This window comes from Pseudomonas sp. FEN (assembly GCF_904067045.1).
Taxonomy (GTDB): domain Bacteria; phylum Pseudomonadota; class Gammaproteobacteria; order Pseudomonadales; family Pseudomonadaceae; genus Aquipseudomonas.
The window spans coordinates 113194-130286 of record NZ_CAJFDC010000015.1; the positions used below are offsets into that span (position 1 = coordinate 113194).

A 17093-nucleotide genomic window follows, 5' to 3' on the forward strand; every position below is an offset into this window, starting at 1 on the left:
GTTGGAGTTTGCCTTGCGCCTGTTTCACACCTCCGACTGGCATCTGGGCCAGAACCTGCATGGCCAGGAGCGGGATTTCGAGCACGCCTGTTTTCTGACCTGGCTGCTGACCCAGCTCGCGCAACAACAGCCCGATGTCCTGCTGATCGCCGGCGATATCTTCGACACCGTCAACCCGCCGGTCAAAGCCCAGGAACGGCTCTACGACTTCATCGTCAGTGCCCACGAGCAGCAGCCACTGCTGACCATCGTGATGATCGCCGGCAACCACGATTCCGGCTCGCGTATCGAACTGCCAGCGGCGCTGATGCGGCGCCTGCGCACCCATGCCCTGGGCCGGGTACTGTGGCTCGACGACGGCCAGCTCGATAGCGAGCGCCTGCTGTTGCCCTTGCCCGCCGCCAACGGTGAAATTGCCGCCTGGTGCCTGGCCCTGCCCTTCCTGCGCCCGGCCGAAGTCACCGGCACGCAGTTGGGCGACAACTACCTGGGTGGCATCGGCGAGGTGCATCGGCGCCTGATCGCCGCGGCCAACGCCAAGCGCCAGCCGGGCCAGGCCCTGGTCGCCATCAGCCACGCGCACATGGCCGGCGGCTCGGTCTCCGAGGATTCGGAACGCAGCCTGATCATCGGCAGCGCCGAAGCGCTGCCGGCGAGCCTGTTCGACGCCAGTGTCAGCTATGTCGCCCTCGGCCACCTGCACAAGCCGCAGAAGGTCAACGGCGAGGAGCGCCTGCGCTACAGCGGCTCGCCGATTCCGCTGTCATTCTCCGAAATTGCCTATCAGCACCAGATTCTCGATATCGTCCTGGACGGCGAAACCCTGGTCAGCGTCGATAGCCGCCTGATCCCCCGCGCCGTGAACCTGCAGCGCCTGGGCCCGGCGCCCCTTGCCGAGATCCTCGAACAACTGGCGGCACTGCCCGATGTCGACCTGCTGGCCGACCTGCAACGCCAACCCTGGCTGGAAGTGCGGGTGCGCCTGGATGAGCCGCAACCGGACCTGCGCCAGCAAGTGGAAACGGCCCTGCAAGGCAAGGCCGTGCGCCTGGTGCGTATCGCCGCCGAATACGCCGGGGCGAAGGACGCTGATGGTGAGACGGGCAACGCCGGCCTGGTCAACCTCGACCAGCTCAGCCCGCAGGAGCTGTTCAGGCGTGCCTGGCAGGACAGCTATGGCAACCCGGTGGACGAAGCGACCCTCAATGACTTCGCCCTGCTGTTGCAGGAAGTCCAACTGGAAGGTGAACAGCCATGAAGATCCTGGCTATCCGCCTGAAAAACCTGGCCTCGCTGGCCGGCCCCTTCGAGCTGGATTTCACCGCCGAACCCTTGGCCAGCGCCGGTCTGTTCGCGATTACCGGCCCCACCGGCGCCGGTAAAAGCACCCTGCTCGATGCCTTGTGCCTGGCGCTGTTCGGTGCCGTGCCACGCCTGCACAACGCCTCGCGCGATGCCAAGGTGCCGGATGCCGACGGCGAGATCGGCACCGGCGACCCGCGTACCCTGCTGCGCCGTGGCACCGGCGCCGGCTTTGCCGAAGTGGATTTCGTCGGCATCGACGGTCGCCGCTACCGCGCCCGCTGGGAAGCCAACCGCGCCCGGGACAAGGCCGGCGGCAAGTTGCAGGCCAGCCGCCAGAGTCTCTATGACCTGGACAGCGAGCAACTGCTGGCCAGCCAGAAAGGCGAATACAAGACCTTGCTCGAAAGCCGCCTGGGCCTGAACTTCGAACAGTTCACCCGCGCCGTGCTGCTGGCCCAGAGCGAGTTCAGCGCCTTTCTCAAGGCCGACGACAACGAACGCAGCGAACTGCTGGAAAAGCTCACCGACACCGCCCTCTACACCCGCCTCGGCCGCCGCGCCTTCGACAAGACCAAACAGGCCCGCGAAACCCACAAGCAGTTGCAGGACCAGGCCGGTGGCGTCGCGCCCATGGCGCCTGAAGCCCGGGTCGAGCTGGATCGACAGTTCAACGAAGCCCAACAGCGGCTCCAGGCCCAACAAACCCAGCTCAAGCAGTTGGAGTTGCAGCGCACCTGGCTCAAGGAGCTGCTGCACTGGCAAGACCAGCATCAGAGCGCCGTCGCACAACTGCAAGGCGCCGAACAGGACTGGCGGGCCCGTAGCGCCGAGCGCCAGCAACTCGCCCGCCTGGAACAACTGGCGCCGCAGCGGCACCAGTTCACCCGTCAGTTCCAGTTGCAGGAACAGCTGGCGCCACTGGCCGCGCAGATCCAACGGCATACCGATCAACAGACCGATCTGCTGGCTCGTCAGCAGCAGTTGCAACAGAACCGCTCGAGTGCCCACGATCACTTGAATGCGGCCCTGGTCCGGCAAAGCGACAGCGCCCCACTGCTGCGCCAGGCGTTCGATGAACAGGCCACGCTGACCCACCTGGGCAAGGACCTGGGCGCCGCCGAACAACAGCAACAGGCCGCCGAACGGGCCAGCGCCGAAGGCCACGCGCAGCTCAGCACCCTGCTCGAACAACAACAGCAGGTTGCCACGCGCCTGGAGCAGATCGCCGAACAGTTGCAGCACAGTGCCGCCCTCGCGCCGCTGAGCGATGCCTGGCATGCCTATCGCGATCGGTTGCAGCAGGTGATGCTGATCGGCAATCGACTGAACCAGGGCCAGCGCGAGCTGGCACAGCTGCAAGCACGAGCCGGCCAGGCCGACCAGCAACTGGCCGAGCAACGCGGCGCCCTCGAAGTGCTGTACAGCGAAGCCGGGGCGGAGCCGGCCGCCGTCGGCGAACAGATCCAGATTCTCGGCAGCCTGCTGCAGGACAACCGCAAGCAACTGCGCGCCTTCGAGGAACTGCAACGGCTGTGGACTCGCCAGTGCGAGTTGGAGCTACGCGCGCAACAGTTGCAGGAGCGGCAGCAGAGCACCCAGCAGCAACGCGACGAGCTCAATCGCGAGGGTCTGCAAGCCCGGGACGCACTCAAGGTCGCCGAGCAGACCCTGAGCGTTACCCGGCAATTGCTCGAACGTCAGCGCCTGGCCCGCAGTGCCAGCGTCGAAGAACTGCGCGGACAGTTGCAGGACGACCAACCCTGCCCGGTGTGCGGCAGCCAGGAACATCCCTACCATCAACCCGAGGCGCTGCTGCAGAGCCTGGGCCGCCATGACGAGAGCGAAGAAGCCGCGGCACGGCAGGTGGTCGACACGCTGACGGAAAAACTCAACCAGCTTCGGGAAAAGGTCGGCGGGCTGATTGCCCAGCAGAAAGAACTGCTCGCCCAGCAGGAGCAATTGGCCCAGCAGCATCGGGAACTGGCGCCAAGCCTGCAAGCGCATCCGCTGCACGGCGCGCTGCAGGAGCAGGACAGTGCCCGCCGCGAGGCCTGGCTCAGCCAGCAGTTGAACCAATTGCAGCAGAACATCAGCCAGGATGAGCAACGGCAGACCGCCCTGCTCACCCTGCAACAGGACGCCGCGCGACTCCAGCAACAGTTACAAGCGGCCGTCGAAGCCAGCCAGGCCGCGCACCAGCAGTTACTCGATCAGCAGCGCCAGATGGGTACCGATCAAGAACGCCTGGAACAGGAACTGGGGGCCTTCGCCAGCCTGTTGCCGAACGAGACCCTGCAAGGCCTGCGCAATGATCCGGCGGCGACCTTCATGCACCTCGATCAACAGGTGACGCAACGCCTCGGCCAGCTGGAACAACAGCGCGAGGAACAACAGGAACAGCGCGAGCGCCAGGAACGGATCGAACTGGAACAGGTGCGCCAGCAAACCCGCGAGCAGCAATGCGCGCAGTTGAAACAACGCTGCGCGGTATTGCTTGAGCAGCAGCAGGCCAGCCAGCACAAGCTGGTCGGTTTGATTGGCGAACACACCAGCGTCGAAGCCTGGCAGCAACAGCTGGAACAGGCGGTGGAACAGGCGCGGCAGGCCGATGCTGCGGCCAACCAGCAGTTGCAGGCGCTGGGCAGCCAACTGATCCAGCTCGGCGCCGACCTCAAAGCCCTCCAGGAGCGCCGCCAGGCCCTGGAACAGGAAAGCCTGGAACTGGCGCGGCTGGTCGCGGACTGGCGCGCCCGTCACCCCGAACTGGACGACGCCGGCCTTGAACAGCTGCTGGCTTGCGACGATGCGCAGGTCAGCCAGCTGCGCCAGCAATTGCAGCTCAGCGAAAAAGCCGTCGAGCAAGCCCAGGTGTTGGTGCAAGAGCGGGAAAAACATCTGCAACAACATCAAGCCCAACACAATGGCAATCTCGACGCCCCGGCGCTGGACGCGGCCTTGAGCGAACTGCAGGCACTACGGGTGGCCAGCGAACAGCATTGCGCGGAACTGCGCGCGCAACAGAGCGAAGACCAGCGGCGCCAGGACGCCAACCAGACGCTGCAGCAACGGATCACCGAGGCTTACGGCGAATATCAGCGTTGGGCGCGCCTCGATGCCCTGATCGGCTCGGCCACCGGTGACCGCTTCCGCAAACTGGCCCAGGCCTACAACCTCGACCTGCTGGTGCACCATGCCAATACGCAATTGCGCCAGTTGGTGCGGCGCTATCGCCTCAAACGCGGCGGCAGCATGCTCGGGTTGTTGGTGATGGACACCGAGATGGGCGACGAACTGCGTTCGGTGCATTCGCTGTCCGGTGGCGAAACCTTCCTGGTCTCGCTGGCCCTGGCATTGGGATTGGCATCGATGGCCTCGAGCACGCTGAAGATCGAATCGCTGTTTATCGACGAAGGCTTCGGCAGCCTCGACCCCGAGTCCCTGCAACTGGCGATGGATGCGCTGGACGGCCTGCAAGCCCAGGGGCGCAAGGTCGCGGTGATTTCCCATGTGCAGGAAATGCACGAGCGGATACCGGTGCAGATCCAGGTGCGGCGCCAGGGCAACGGGCTGAGCACCCTGGAGGTGAAATGACCTCCGCCACCCTGTATTCGTTCCGCCGCTGCCCCTACGCCATGCGCGCGCGTATGGCGCTGCGTTATTCGGGCGTGGCGGTGCATATCGAAGAAGTCAGTCTCAAGGACAAGCCCGCGCAGATGCTCGCGCTGTCGAGCAAGGGCACGGTGCCGGTGCTGGCCTGTGCCGATGGGCGGGTGATCGAAGAAAGTCTGGAGATCATGCACTGGGCCCTGGCCCAACACGACCCGCAGGATTGGCTGCTTGGCCGCGATCCGCCGGCGGCGCGGGCCACGGCGTTGCTGATCGAGGAAAATGACACGGTTTTCAAACAGTGGCTGGACCGCTACAAGTACGCGGTGCGCTACCCGGAGTTTGCCATGGAGCATTATCGGCAACAGGGTTCGCAGTTCCTCTTGAAGCTGGACGGTCTGCTTGCGCGTAACGGCCATCTGTTGGCCGAACACCTGAGCCTGGCGGACATTGCGGTCGCCCCTTTCGTGCGCCAATTTGCCCATGTGGATCAGGTGTGGTTTGCGCAAGCGCCGTACAAACATCTACAGGCTTGGCTGGAACAGTTCCTGGCTTCGGAACTGTTCAATGCGGTCATGGCCAGGCGCTGATGTGGGCTTGCTCACTTAATCGCATTCAATCCGAAACGTGCAACTTAACCTGAGCCAGGACGCATACCTTGTGGGAGTGGTGTGAGAGCGGTGCCTGCCGGCGAAGCTTTTGGTGGCCTCAAAGGCCTCTTCGCAGCGGTCCAACTCCCACAAGGTATGCGTCCCGGCCTAATGCTCAGTGCTGGGCTTTGTGATCCAGCGCGGCGTAGAAGTTGGCGCTCTGTTGCAGGTATTTCTGGGTGTAGCTCTGGGTGTGGCTTTTCGGGCTGTTGATTTCCACGTTGGCGCTGGCAGGCAGGGCTACGGTGGCGGAAACAGCGGAAGCGGCGATGATGGAGAAAAGATTGAAGTTCATGCGGGTAACCCTCGATGTCAGTTGGCTTGCTTGCCCTTTCAGGCCGTGAGTCAAAAGTACATCCGAGGGCTGGCATCGTTGAAATTCATTGCAGCAGTAGCGGATATCAGCGTCATTAATAGAAACGCAAGTGCCTGATTCATCAGGAGACGTGGTCTATTGTCGCAGCTCGCGCACCTTGGCCAACGAAGTGAAGCAATGTGGCAAACAGCTTATTCTTCTTCGTCGCGACCGGTGAAGGCACTCATGCAGACCAGGCGATGCTCACTGTAATCGTCGCTCAGGATCCAGCTTTGCAGCGCCGCGTCGAAAGTGGCCGCCTCGAGCTGGGCACGGGTGAAACTCCAGCGCTTCTCGGCCCGGCCATCCATGCATTCGATCAGCAGGCGGCTGTCGTCGAGGGTGAAATCGAAGGCGTGCAGGCCGTCGACTTCGAGCATGTTGCAGGTTTCCAGGGCACTGAGCAGGGTGTCGGTTGCAGCGGTCATGATGTTCTATCGTGTTTGGGGAAGTGCTCATGATAGGCGATATTGCCCCGCAGCGGCGCCATAACCTGTGGCGAGCGGGCTTGTCGGAACGCCGCACCGCCGCGTTCGGCTGCGAAGCAGCCGTAAATCGGCTACCGCGTTCTGCCTGATAGCTTGCTGTAGCCGGTTTTGGGGGCGCTTCGCGCCCCAGCGCGGGCAAGCCCGCTCGCCACAATGGATCTGCGTTCGATCACTCAATGGGAAAACAACGACCCGCCGACCTTGCCCGCCAGCTTCTCAGGCTTGATCAGGAACCGCGCCAGCGCCGGCAACAGCCACAGCGCACCGAACATGTTCCACAGCAACATGAAGGTCAGCATCAGACCCATGTCGGCCTGGAACTTGATCGCCGAGAAGATCCAGGTGCAGACCCCGATCGCCAGGCACAGGCCGGTGAACAACACCGCCTTGCCGGTGGATTTCAGCGTCTGGTAATAGGCTTCCTGCAACGGCAGCCCGGCACGCAGGAAGCTTTCCAGGCGACTGTAGATGTAGATGCCGTAGTCCACGCCGATCCCCACGCCCAGCGCCACCACCGGCAAGGTCGCGACCTTCACGCCGATACCCATGAACGCCATCAACGCGTTCCCCAGCACCGAGGTCAGCACCAGCGGCAGGACGATACACAAGGTCGCCGCCCAGGAACGGAAGGTGATCATGCACATGGTCGCCACGCAGATATACACCAGGACCAGGATCGTCAGCTCCGATGCCTTGATCACTTCGTTGGTGGCGGCCTCGATCCCGGCGTTACCGGCGGCAAGGAGGAATTCCAGGCCGTTCTTGTTGTTCTCCTTGGCGAAGTCCTGCACCGCATGCACCGCGCGATCCAGGGTCGCGGCCTTGTGGTCGTTGAGGAACACCAGTACCGGTGCCAGGGAGCAATCGGTGTTGTACAGGCCATCGGCCCGGGCGATGGAGTTGTTCAGCACATCGGGGTTGCGCGACAGGGTTTCCCACTTCAAGTTGCCCTCGTTCATGCCCTTGATCATCTGCTTGGACACGGTCACCAGCGAGATCGCCGACTGCACGCCCTCGGTGTTCTGCATCTTCCACATCAGCTCGTCGATGGGCGCCATGGCCTCATAGTGCGAACAGCCCTCGGGTGGGGTCTTGACCATCACCACCAACACGTCGGAACTGGTGGAGTAGTTGTTGATGATAAAGCGGTTGTCCTTGTTGTAGCGCGAATCGGGACGCAGCTCCGGCGCGCCCTGGTCGAGATCGCCGATCTTCAGGTTGTGTCCGTACCAGAGGCCGCCCCCCAGGGCCAACAGGGCCAGGACGATGGACACCGGCGCGACCTTGGGACTGGCGAAGTTTGCCAACAGGCGCCAGAACGAGTGCTCGCGGGTCGCATCCTTCTTGCTGCGCTCGACGGCCTTCTTGCTGATGCCGACATAGGAGATCGCCACTGGCAGCAGGATCAGGTTGGTGAATACGATCACCGCCACGCCGATGGACGCACCGATGGCCAGTTCGCGAATCACGCCGATGTCGATGATCAGCAGGGTGATAAAGCCCACGGCGTCAGCGAGGATCGCAATCATCCCCGGCAGGAACAATTGCCGGAAGGTCCGTCGGGCCGCCGTCAGGGCGTTGTCGGCGTCGCTGGACTGCAAGGCGATGCCGTTGATCTTCTGCACGCCATGGGAGATACCGATGGCGAAGATCAGGAACGGCACCAGCATCGAGTACGGGTCCAGGCCAAAGCCGAACGCGTGCATCAGCCCCAGTTGCCAGACCACCGCCACCAGGGTGGTGACCAGCACGGCGATGGTGCTGCGGATGCACCAGGTGAACCAGTACAACAGCACCAGGGTGATGATGAAGGCGATACCGAAGAACAGCACCACCATGACCAGGCCATCGATCAGGTCACCGACCTTCTTGGCGAAACCGACAATGTGCACCTTCACATTCGGGTTCTGCGCTTCGAACTTGTCGCGGATCTTCTCTTCGAGCTGGTGGGAGAACTTCTGGTAGTCCAGCGCCAACAACTTGCCCTGGTCCTGCGGGTCCGGGTAGGACTCCAGCAGCGGGATATCGACGATGCTCGACTTGAAGTCGTTGGCCACCAGGCGTCCGACCTGGCCGGACTTGAGCACGTTGTTGCGCAACTTGTCGAGGCTGTCGGCCGAGCCGTTGTAGCTCTGCGGGATCACTTCGCCGCCAGCAAAGCCCTCCTCCGTCACTTCGGTCCAGCGCACGCTGGGGCTCCACAGCGACTTGAGGCCGGAGCGGTCGACGCCGGGAATGTAGAACACCTCGTCGTTGATCTGCCTTAGGGTCTCCATGTATGACGGGGTGAAGATATCGCCGTCCTTGGCCTCTACGGAAATCCGCACGGTGTTGCCCAGGTTGGCGAGGTCGTTGCGGTGCTCCATCATCTTTTCAATGAACGGATGCTTGAGCGGAATCATTTTCTCGAAGCTGGTGGACGGGCGGATCAGCGTGGCCTGCCAGAACAGGAAGGCGCTGACCAGCAGGCAGATAACGATCACTGCCGGACGGTTGTTGAAAATCAGGCGCTCGAGAAACGTCGCCTTGTCCTGATGATGACTTTGATGACTGCTCATGAAGATTCCCGCCTTTCTTGTTATTGGCCCAGCTCAGCGCCGGTCGGCGTGGTGGTGTGGGCGCCGCCCTGGCCGACGAGGATCAGCTTGCCGTTGCCGGCCGCCGTCACCGCCGACAGGGAAATCCGGTCGGGACGGTTGAACACACTGAAGGTCACGCCATCGTCGCTACTGCGGATCACGCTGCCGCCGTTGCCGACGATCACCAGCGAACCGTCGCCCAGCAAGGTCGCGCCGGACAGACCGAACTCCAGGGCACCACGGGTGGCCTTGAGTTCGACCGGTGCCCAGCTGCTGCCGAAGTCAGTCGAGCGGTAGAGATTGCCGCGCAAGCCGTAGGCCAGCAGCGTCGAGGGTTGGGCGGTGCCGATCACGCCGAACAGCGAACCCTGGTACGGGCCTTCGACGCGCTCCCAGGTCTGGCCCCAATCGACGGAGCGGAACATGCTGCCCTGCTCGCCGACCACGAACAGCCCGGCATCCTTGACCGCGGCGATAGCGTTGAGGTGGAACTGGTCGGGGTTGTCGAGGCGCTCGCTGACGTTTTCCCAGTGCTGGCCGCCGTCGCTGGTTGCCAGCAGGGCCCCGTAGGCGCCCACGGCAAAGCCTGTGCTGGCGTCCTTGAACCAGACGTCGAGCAACGGTGCTTCGCGCTTGAGGTCTTCGAACTGGCGGGTCCAGGTGGCGCCGCCGTCCTCGCTGGCGAGGATCTGCGCATCGTGGCCGACGGCCCAGCCGTGGCGCTCATCGACGAAATAGACCGCCGTGAGCATCTGCCGGGTCGGAACCCGGGCCTGGGTCCAGTGGCCGCCCTGGTCGTCGGAAAAGAGGATGTGTCCGCGATCGCCGACGGCCACCAGGCGGTTGCCGGCATGGGCCACGTCGAGCAGCAGGCTCTTGCTGGCCTTGGACGATTCGATGGAGTAGACCGTGTCGGCAGTGCCGGGTGCCGCCGCGTAGGCGCTGGCCGGCAGTGCGGCGAGTCCCGACAGCGCAAGCGCCGTCACCAGCAATGCCGTGCCGCGCCATGTCGGCGGACAGCAAGAACCCGTAGGCCTCACAGGCTCATTCATAGACCTTTCTCCCCATTTATTATTGTCAGGTCGTCCAACCTTTCAGGGTGCCTTCGAGGGCGTTTCATGACTGCCTGGTCGTCTGAAACCAGCAATCTAGAGCCCCTTCTAAAGCTGGAGCTATCCTATAGGGCTTTGGAATCGTCTGACAATCGACGCCACGTTATCTTTTGTTAACCCGGGGCGTTAAGGGCAGGCCTGAATGATGGGGCATCAGGTGAGGTGATGAACAAAGGCCATGTGGCGAGCGGGCTTGCCCGCGTTCGGCTGCGAAGCAGTCGCAAAACCAGAGCACTCGGTTTAACTGACCCATCGTGGCCGCTGGTTTTGGGAGCGCTTCGCGCTCCAGCGGGGGCAAGCCCCCTCGCCACAGGCAAGCCCTCTCGCCACAGGCAAGCCCCCTCGCCACAGGCAAGCTCCTTCGCCACAGGAAAGCCCCCTCGCCACAGGCAAGCTCCTTCGCCACAGGAAAGCCCCCTCGCCACAAGGAGGCCCGCGATCCCGCCAAGTCAGGCCAGGCTTTTGCTGACGACCTCATACACATCGGCCGACAACTCACCCGAACCGCGAATCCGCTCCAGCTCAGCCTTCATCAGCGCTTGGCGGGCGCCGTCGTATTTGCGCCAGCGGGTCAGCGGCGCCAACTGCCGGGAAGCAATCTGCGGATTCAGGGCATTGAGCTGGATCACGATGTCCGCCAGGAAGCGGTAACCGGAACCATCCGCCGCGTGGAAGTTGATCAGGTTTTGCCCGGCAAAGGCCCCGATCAACGCCCGCACCTTGTTCGGGTTCCTGATGGTGAACGCCGGGTGTTCCATCAAGGCCTTGACCCGCTGCAAACCACCGGGCAACACGCTGCCGGCCTGGACACTGAACCACTGGTCCATGACCAGCGGATTGTCCTTGAAGTGCTCGGCGAAACTGGCCAGCGCCAGGGCCTTCTCGGCCTCGAACGGCGAGTTCACCAACACCGCCAGGGCGGTCAGGCGCTCGGTCATGTTGTCGCTGTTCTCGAACTGTTCCAAGGTCGCCGCCAACACTTGCGGCTTGCCGCTGAGCATCAGGTAGGACAGCGCGATGTTCTGCAAGGCACGCCGGGCGAAATGCTCGTTCTCGGCCACATAAGGCGTGGCTTTCGACAACGCGCGGTTGGCCTGGTAACGCTGCCACAAGCCGTCGAACAGCTGCTCGGCCAACTGCCGACGGACGAACTCGCGAGCCGTATGGATCGCTTCGACATCGGCCACTTCGCTGATTTCGGTAAGGTAGGCCTCACCCGGCAGCGAGAGCATTTCGGCGACCATTGCCTGGTCCAGTTGCTCGTTGGCCAGCACGCTGCGCAAGGCCGTGACCAGGCGCGGGTCGAGCACCAGCGCCACGCCCTTCCGATGCTGGGCGATCAGTTCCTGCAACACCTGCACCGACAATTGCTGGCCGGCATCCCAACGGTTGAAACCGTCGCTGTCGTGCTGCATCAGGAACATCAACTGGTCGCGACTGTACGGGAAGCTCAGCTTCACCGGCGCCGAGAACCTTCGCAGCAGCGATGGCAACGGCTTGGCGTCGAGCCCCACGAAGGTGAAGGTCTGTTCGGCCTCGATCACCGAGAGCACGCGACTGGTGCTGCCAGCGCTCGCTTCGCCCGCCAGTTGCAAGGCGATTTCAGCGCCCTGGGCATCCAGCAGGCCGATTTCCAGCGGAATCACGAATGGCAGTTTTTCCTGCTTGTCCGGCGTCTGCGGGCAGCTCTGGCGGAAGGTCAGGCTGTAGGTTTTCGCGGCGGCGTCATAGTCCTCGCTGACCGCCAGGCGTGGCGTACCGGCCTGGCTGTACCAGCGCTTGAACTGGCTGAAGTCGACGCCGTTGGCATCTTCCATGGCCTTGACGAAATCGTCGCAGGTCACGGCCTGGCCGTCATGGCGCTGGAAGTACAGGTCGCTGCCCTTGCGGAAGCCTTCGGCGCCAAGCAGGGTGTGGATCATGCCGACCACTTCCGAGCCCTTCTCATAGACAGTCAGGGTGTAGAAGTTGGAGATCTCGATAAAGCTGTCCGGGCGCACGGCATGAGCCATGGGGCCGGCGTCCTCGGCGAACTGGTGGGTGCGCAGGTAGGCGACATCCTGGATACGCTTGACCGTAGGCGAGTTCATGTCGGCGGAGAAGCCGGCATCGCGGAACACCGTGAAGCCTTCCTTGAGCGACAGCTGGAACCAGTCGCGACAGGTCACGCGATTGCCCGACCAGTTGTGGAAATATTCGTGGGCGACGATGGCCTCGACCCGCTGGTGCGCGGCGTCGGTGGCGGTTTCGGCACGGGCCAGCACGGCACTGGAGTTGAAGATATTGAGGCCCTTGTTCTCCATGGCGCCCATGTTGAAGTCGTTGACCGCGACGATCATGAAGATGTCCAGGTCGTACTCGCGACCGTAGACTTCCTCGTCCCAGCGCATGGACTTCTTCAGGCTGTTCATGGCGTGCTGGCACTTGTCGATGTTTTCCGGCTCGACATAGATGCGCAGCGCCACGTTACGCCCGCTCATGGTGGCGAAGCTGTCTTCGACACACCACAGGTCACCGGCCACCAGGGCGAACAGGTAGGCCGGCTTCATGAACGGGTCTTCCCAGGTCGCCCAGTGCCGACCGTCGTCCTGGGGACCGTTGCCCACCGGGTTGCCGTTGGACAGCAGCACCGGGTAGCGATGCTGCTCGGCGATGACCGTGGTGGTGAACTTGCTCATCACGTCCGGGCGGTCGAGGTAATAGGTGATCTTGCGAAAGCCTTCGGCCTCGCACTGGGTGCAGAACATCGCGCCGGACTTGTACAGGCCTTCCAGGGCGGTATTGGTTTCCGGGTGGATCTTCACGCTGGTGTCGACACTGAAGCGCTCGCTGCCCGGGTGCAGGGTCAGGTGGCTGTCGTCGATCTGGTAATCGGAATTCGCCAGTACCCGGTCGTCGAGTTGCACCGAGAGCAGCTCCAGCAACTGGCCGTCGAGCACCAACGGTGGCAGGCCCGGGCCGCGAGCCGGGTTGCGGCGCATCACCAGTTGCGCATGGACCAGGGTATGGTCCTCGAACAACTCGAAGGTCAGGTGCGTCTCGTCGATCAGGTAGTCCGGTGCCTGATAGTCCTTCAGATAGATCATCTTCGGCTGTTCGGTGCGCATGAGGGCGTCCTTTTACTGATGCACGGCGAGTTGGTAGGCCGTGTATTTACGGATATTGATCACGCCGGTGTCAAAGATCAGGTACTGGCCCTTGATCCCCATCAGCGTGCCTTCGGCAATCGGATCCTTGTCCAGGTTGAAGCTGACCACCTTGGTCGGGTAATGCTCGATCGGGTAACGGATTTCCAACGGCTCGACATCGCGCAACGGCTGGATGGCTTGCAGGCCGAACCGCGTCTGCAAGGCGGTGAAGCCCTCGGCACAGGATTCGAACAACTGCTCGCGCACCGCCTTGAGGTCCACCGCTGGCGCATCGCCCTTGAGCAAGGCGCGCCAGTTGGTCTTGTCGGCCACCTGGCTGCGAAACAGGTCCTCGACAAAGCCGGACTGCTGGCGGGTGGCAACCCGCACGATAGGCAACGCCTGGCTGGCGCCCTGGTCGAGCCAACGGGTCGGCAACTGGGTGGCGCGGGTGATACCGACCTTGATCCCCGACGAGTTGGCCAGGTAGACCACGTGCTCGGTCATGCAGAATTTCTCGCCCCAGGCCGGCTCGCGGCAGGTACCGGCGTCGTAATGGCAGCGCTCGGGGCTCATGATGCAGGTGTCGCACTGGGCCAGCTTGGTCATGCACGGGTAGCAATAGCCCTGGCTGAAGCTGGTCTTGGTCTTGCGTCCACAATGGGTGCAATGAATCGCCCCGAGAAATTCCAGGCGCAGCTTCTGGCCGATCAACGGGTTGACCGGCACCTCGCTGTCACCCAGGCGAAAGGCGTACTGCACGGCCGCGCCCTCAAGGCGCGCCGACATCTTGCTGATTGCACCGCGGCCAAGCTCGATCAATGGATGGCGTCCGACTTGAACAGGATATTGGGCACCGGTTCCGACTTCGAGCCGCACTCCTGCGTGCCCATGTAGCCGGTACGCTGGTCTTCCGGCAGGTTCTGGGTTTCCCAGGCGATCATCGCCTGCAACGACAGCTCGCGCTGTTCGGCGCTGAGCTTGCGCCCGTCGGGCCATTTGCCGATTTCCACCGCCAGTTTCAGGCTCTGGTAGATGTCGGGGGTGATGTTTTCGATCATTTCGATAAAAGAGGACATGCGCGCTCCACGCTTGAAAAAAAGGCGACTAGACGGCCAGTTTACGACGAGCCCAGAGGCCGCCCAACAAACCGGTGAAACATCCGATGAGCAGTCCGCCGACATGGGCTCCGTTGGCGATTTCGCCGAAGCCGATCATCGACACCAGGCCCGACAGGCACAACAGCAGCCAGACCAGCATCATCACCAGCACGCCACGCGGCAGGCGATAGGCCGGGTTCGGCGCCAGCCACTGGTAGATCCAGCAATGTCCGAGCAAACCGTAGAGCACCCCGGACAGGCCGCCGAACAGGGTCGGACCACTGACGTAATACTGCGTGTAGTTGGAGACCAGGCTGAACAGCAGCGTCAGCCCCAGCAGGTTGATACTGCCCTGGCGCCGCTCGATGCGCCGCCCCAGCTCCCAGTACCACATGCCATTCATGGCGATATGCAGGATGCCGAAGTGGATCAGCATCGGCGTCACCAGCCGCCACCACTGCCCCGCCGCCAAGCCATCGGCCAGGGGTGTGAACTGGACGTAGTTGCCGCTCACCCGGAAGTCGAGGAAGGTGAACCAGTGCATGACCTGGAGATTGTCACCCAGCAAGGTCACGGCGGCGACGATCAGGCTCAGCAACAGGATCGTGGCGGTGGCCGGAGTCTGGCGCACCTGAGTGAGAAAGTTCGGTCGGCTCATGGCGACCGGCGGGGCCTCGACTTCCAGGTGGTTGTCCGGATCGCCGCCGGGGAAACGCTGGTACAAGGACAGCACGTCGGCACTGATCGACTCGGGCACCCACAGCACCTGCTCGCCGGCCTCTTCATTGACCCGGTGCGGCACCTGCATGCGCTCCAGCAGTTTGACGAAACCACTCAAGTCAGTGCTCAGCGGCAGGCGTAAGACAGCAGTGGCACTCATCGCAAAGCCTCGGGACGTTCAACATCGACCCAGACGAACTTCTGTGGGTCGAGCGTGGTTTCCTGGTCCAGCCGGTAGGCCGCCAGCTTGCCGTAGAGCACGGCGCTGTAATCCAGGCAGGCCAGGTTGGGACGGATCGGCGCCGGCTTGCCGCTGCGCCAGTAGTGACCGACGAACAGCATCGGCTCTTCGAGGCCATAGCGCAGCAAGGCATTTTTTTCGATCGGCGACAGCGGCTTGGTCGCCACCTGCTCAGGCAAGGCGTCCGGCTGGAAGACGATATCGCCGTAGGTCTGCGGGTCGTCTTCCCAGAATTTGGTGCGGAAGAACGCCCGGGTCAGGCCGTCGCCACCGGTCAGCGTCAGGCCATCCGGCAGGCGCATGTCGGTGCCGCGCAGCAGGCGGTCGAACACCGTGGCGGCAAAGCTGCCGGACAACGCCGAAGCTTTCAGGAACGCTTCGTCGATCCGCCCGTCGGGGTACTGCGCCCGCAGCGGCGCGATCAAGCCGCCATCCCAGCAGGCATGCACCACGCGGAAACGTCCGGCATCGACGAACAACGGCAGTTCGTAGAACCAGGCGAGGAAGTCATGCCAGTCGGCCGGGTGCTGCTCGAACTGGCTCAGGGTCTCCTGGAGCAAGCGGGCATGGCGCGGCGTGTGTTCGCGCACGAACTGCTTGCCGCTGCCCGCGGCTGCCGGGGTGCTCCAGCCCAGGGCGTTGAACTCGTGGTTGCCCATGATGCACAGCGCCTGCCCGGCCTCGACCATGTCATGGACGATATGCAGCGCCTCGCGGATGCGCGGGCCGCGGTCGATGATATCGCCGAGGAACACCGCCATGCGCGACGGATGCCGCCAGACGCCCGCCAGCTTCTGGTAGCCGAGCATGTCCAGCAGATGTTCGAGGGTCTGGGCGCAACCGTGCACATCGCCGATCAGATCGTAGCCACGCGCGGGATCGAGCATCAGTCGCCTCCACTACCGAGCCGACTGCCCCAGCCGAGCTTGGTGCGGCAGACTTCGTAATAGTTGTGATCGAGCGGGTGAATCAGCCGCAGCTTCTGCGGTTTCTTGCTGATGGTCACCGTATCGCCGGGGGCACAGGTGAAATGGTTCTGTCCGTCACAGGAAACCTGCGGGTAGATCTGCATGTCCTTGGACACCACGATTTTCAACTCACTGTTGCCATCCACCACAATGGGGCGGCTGGACAAGGTATGGGGGTACATGGGCACGATCACAATGGCATCGAGCTTGGGATGCATGATCGGACCACCGGCGGACAGCGCATAGGCGGTGGAGCCGGTGGGCGTGGCGACGATCAGGCCGTCGGCCTTCTGGCTGCAGACGAACTGACCGTCGATATACAGCTCGAACTCGATCATCCGCGTCGACTTGCCGGGGTGCAGGACCACGTCGTTGAGCGCGTCGCCCTGGCCGATGGCTTCGGCATGGCGGCGCACTTCGGCTTGCAGCAGAAAGCGGTTCTCCACCAGGTAGTGGCCGTCAAGGACCTTGGCTACTTCGACTTCCAGGTCATCCGGACGGATATCGGTGAGAAAACCCAGGTTGCCGCGGTTGATCCCCAGCACCGGGATATTGTGCCGGGCCAGCGCGCGGGCGGCGCCGAGCAGACTGCCGTCGCCACCGACGACAATCACCATGTCGCAGACTTCGCCGAGCATCTTGCGCGACGAGGTTTGCAGGCCGTGCCCCGGCAGGACCTCGGCGATGGTGTCTTCGAGGATGACGTGCAAGTGCCGCGCCAGCAGAAATTTCTTCAGGCGGCGAACGGTATCCAGCACCTGCGAACTGCCCAGGCGGCCAATGATGCCGATATTGCGAAATTGCTCCATGGGGCTCCTGCGGGGTCTGGGACGGGCAAAGG

Annotated in this window: 13 protein-coding genes; 3 read left to right on the forward strand and 10 right to left on the reverse strand. The window is 63.1% G+C overall.

The features are described 5' to 3' along the window. Window positions 1-13 precede the first annotated feature (13 nt). From PFEN_RS18775 to PFEN_RS18785, 3 genes are read left to right on the forward strand one after another with little or no spacing between them, the layout of a single operon-like run. Window positions 14-1258 (forward strand): exonuclease SbcCD subunit D C-terminal domain-containing protein, encoded by a 1245-nt coding sequence (locus tag PFEN_RS18775; RefSeq protein ID WP_191488303.1) that lies wholly within the window; start codon window positions 14-16, stop codon window positions 1256-1258. Continuing rightward, window positions 1255-4896 (forward strand): AAA family ATPase, encoded by a 3642-nt coding sequence (locus PFEN_RS18780; protein ID WP_191488304.1) that lies wholly within the window; start codon window positions 1255-1257, stop codon window positions 4894-4896. Before PFEN_RS18775 ends, PFEN_RS18780 begins: the two co-directional genes overlap by 4 nt. Continuing rightward, window positions 4893-5501 carry a glutathione S-transferase gene (locus PFEN_RS18785; protein ID WP_191488305.1) on the forward strand — a complete coding sequence of 203 codons (609 nt, stop codon included), beginning with the start codon at window positions 4893-4895 and terminating at the stop codon, window positions 5499-5501. Before PFEN_RS18780 ends, PFEN_RS18785 begins: the two co-directional genes overlap by 4 nt. Before the next feature lie 175 nt (window positions 5502-5676). On the opposite strand, the gene PFEN_RS18790 is transcribed toward PFEN_RS18785, so the two are convergent. From PFEN_RS18790 to PFEN_RS18835, 10 genes are all read right to left on the reverse strand, one after another. After that, on the reverse strand, window positions 5677-5856 hold the full coding sequence (locus PFEN_RS18790; RefSeq protein ID WP_103495784.1) for a hypothetical protein: 180 nt from the start codon (window positions 5854-5856) through the stop codon (window positions 5677-5679). Between the two features lie 212 nt (window positions 5857-6068). After that, window positions 6069-6344 carry a DUF5629 family protein gene (locus tag PFEN_RS18795; RefSeq protein ID WP_191488306.1) on the reverse strand — a complete coding sequence of 92 codons (276 nt, stop codon included), beginning with the start codon at window positions 6342-6344 and terminating at the stop codon, window positions 6069-6071. A gap of 233 nt (window positions 6345-6577) precedes the next feature. Continuing rightward, entirely contained in the window at window positions 6578-8962 is a 2385-nt protein-coding gene (locus PFEN_RS18800; protein WP_191488141.1) for an efflux RND transporter permease subunit, read from the reverse strand. A 20-nt stretch (window positions 8963-8982) separates the two neighbouring features. After that, on the reverse strand, window positions 8983-10035 hold the full coding sequence (locus tag PFEN_RS18805) for a WD40/YVTN/BNR-like repeat-containing protein (RefSeq protein ID WP_191488307.1): 1053 nt from the start codon (window positions 10033-10035) through the stop codon (window positions 8983-8985). A gap of 509 nt (window positions 10036-10544) precedes the next feature. Beyond that, the gene (gene pepN / locus PFEN_RS18810; RefSeq protein WP_191488308.1) at window positions 10545-13202 is read right to left on the reverse strand and encodes an aminopeptidase N; all 2658 of its coding nucleotides are present in this window, start codon (window positions 13200-13202) and stop codon (window positions 10545-10547) included. 12 nt (window positions 13203-13214) lie between these two features. Continuing rightward, the gene (locus PFEN_RS18815; protein WP_191488309.1) at window positions 13215-14045 is read right to left on the reverse strand and encodes a DUF2797 domain-containing protein; all 831 of its coding nucleotides are present in this window, start codon (window positions 14043-14045) and stop codon (window positions 13215-13217) included. Then, window positions 14042-14302: a YeaC family protein gene (locus tag PFEN_RS18820; protein ID WP_191488310.1), complete on the reverse strand. Its 261-nt coding sequence runs from the start codon at window positions 14300-14302 to the stop codon at window positions 14042-14044. Before PFEN_RS18820 ends, PFEN_RS18815 begins: the two co-directional genes overlap by 4 nt. Window positions 14303-14330: 28 nt before the next feature. Further along, window positions 14331-15203, reverse strand: coding sequence for a rhomboid family intramembrane serine protease (locus tag PFEN_RS18825; protein ID WP_191488311.1), 873 nt, complete (start codon window positions 15201-15203; stop codon window positions 14331-14333). Continuing rightward, window positions 15200-16174 carry a metallophosphoesterase gene (locus tag PFEN_RS18830; RefSeq protein WP_191488338.1) on the reverse strand — a complete coding sequence of 325 codons (975 nt, stop codon included), beginning with the start codon at window positions 16172-16174 and terminating at the stop codon, window positions 15200-15202. The genes PFEN_RS18825 and PFEN_RS18830 overlap by 4 nt, the downstream gene beginning before the upstream one ends. Further along, entirely contained in the window at window positions 16171-17061 is an 891-nt protein-coding gene (locus PFEN_RS18835; RefSeq protein WP_191488312.1) for an NAD(+) kinase, read from the reverse strand. Before PFEN_RS18835 ends, PFEN_RS18830 begins: the two co-directional genes overlap by 4 nt. Between the last annotated feature and the right edge of the window lie 32 nt (window positions 17062-17093).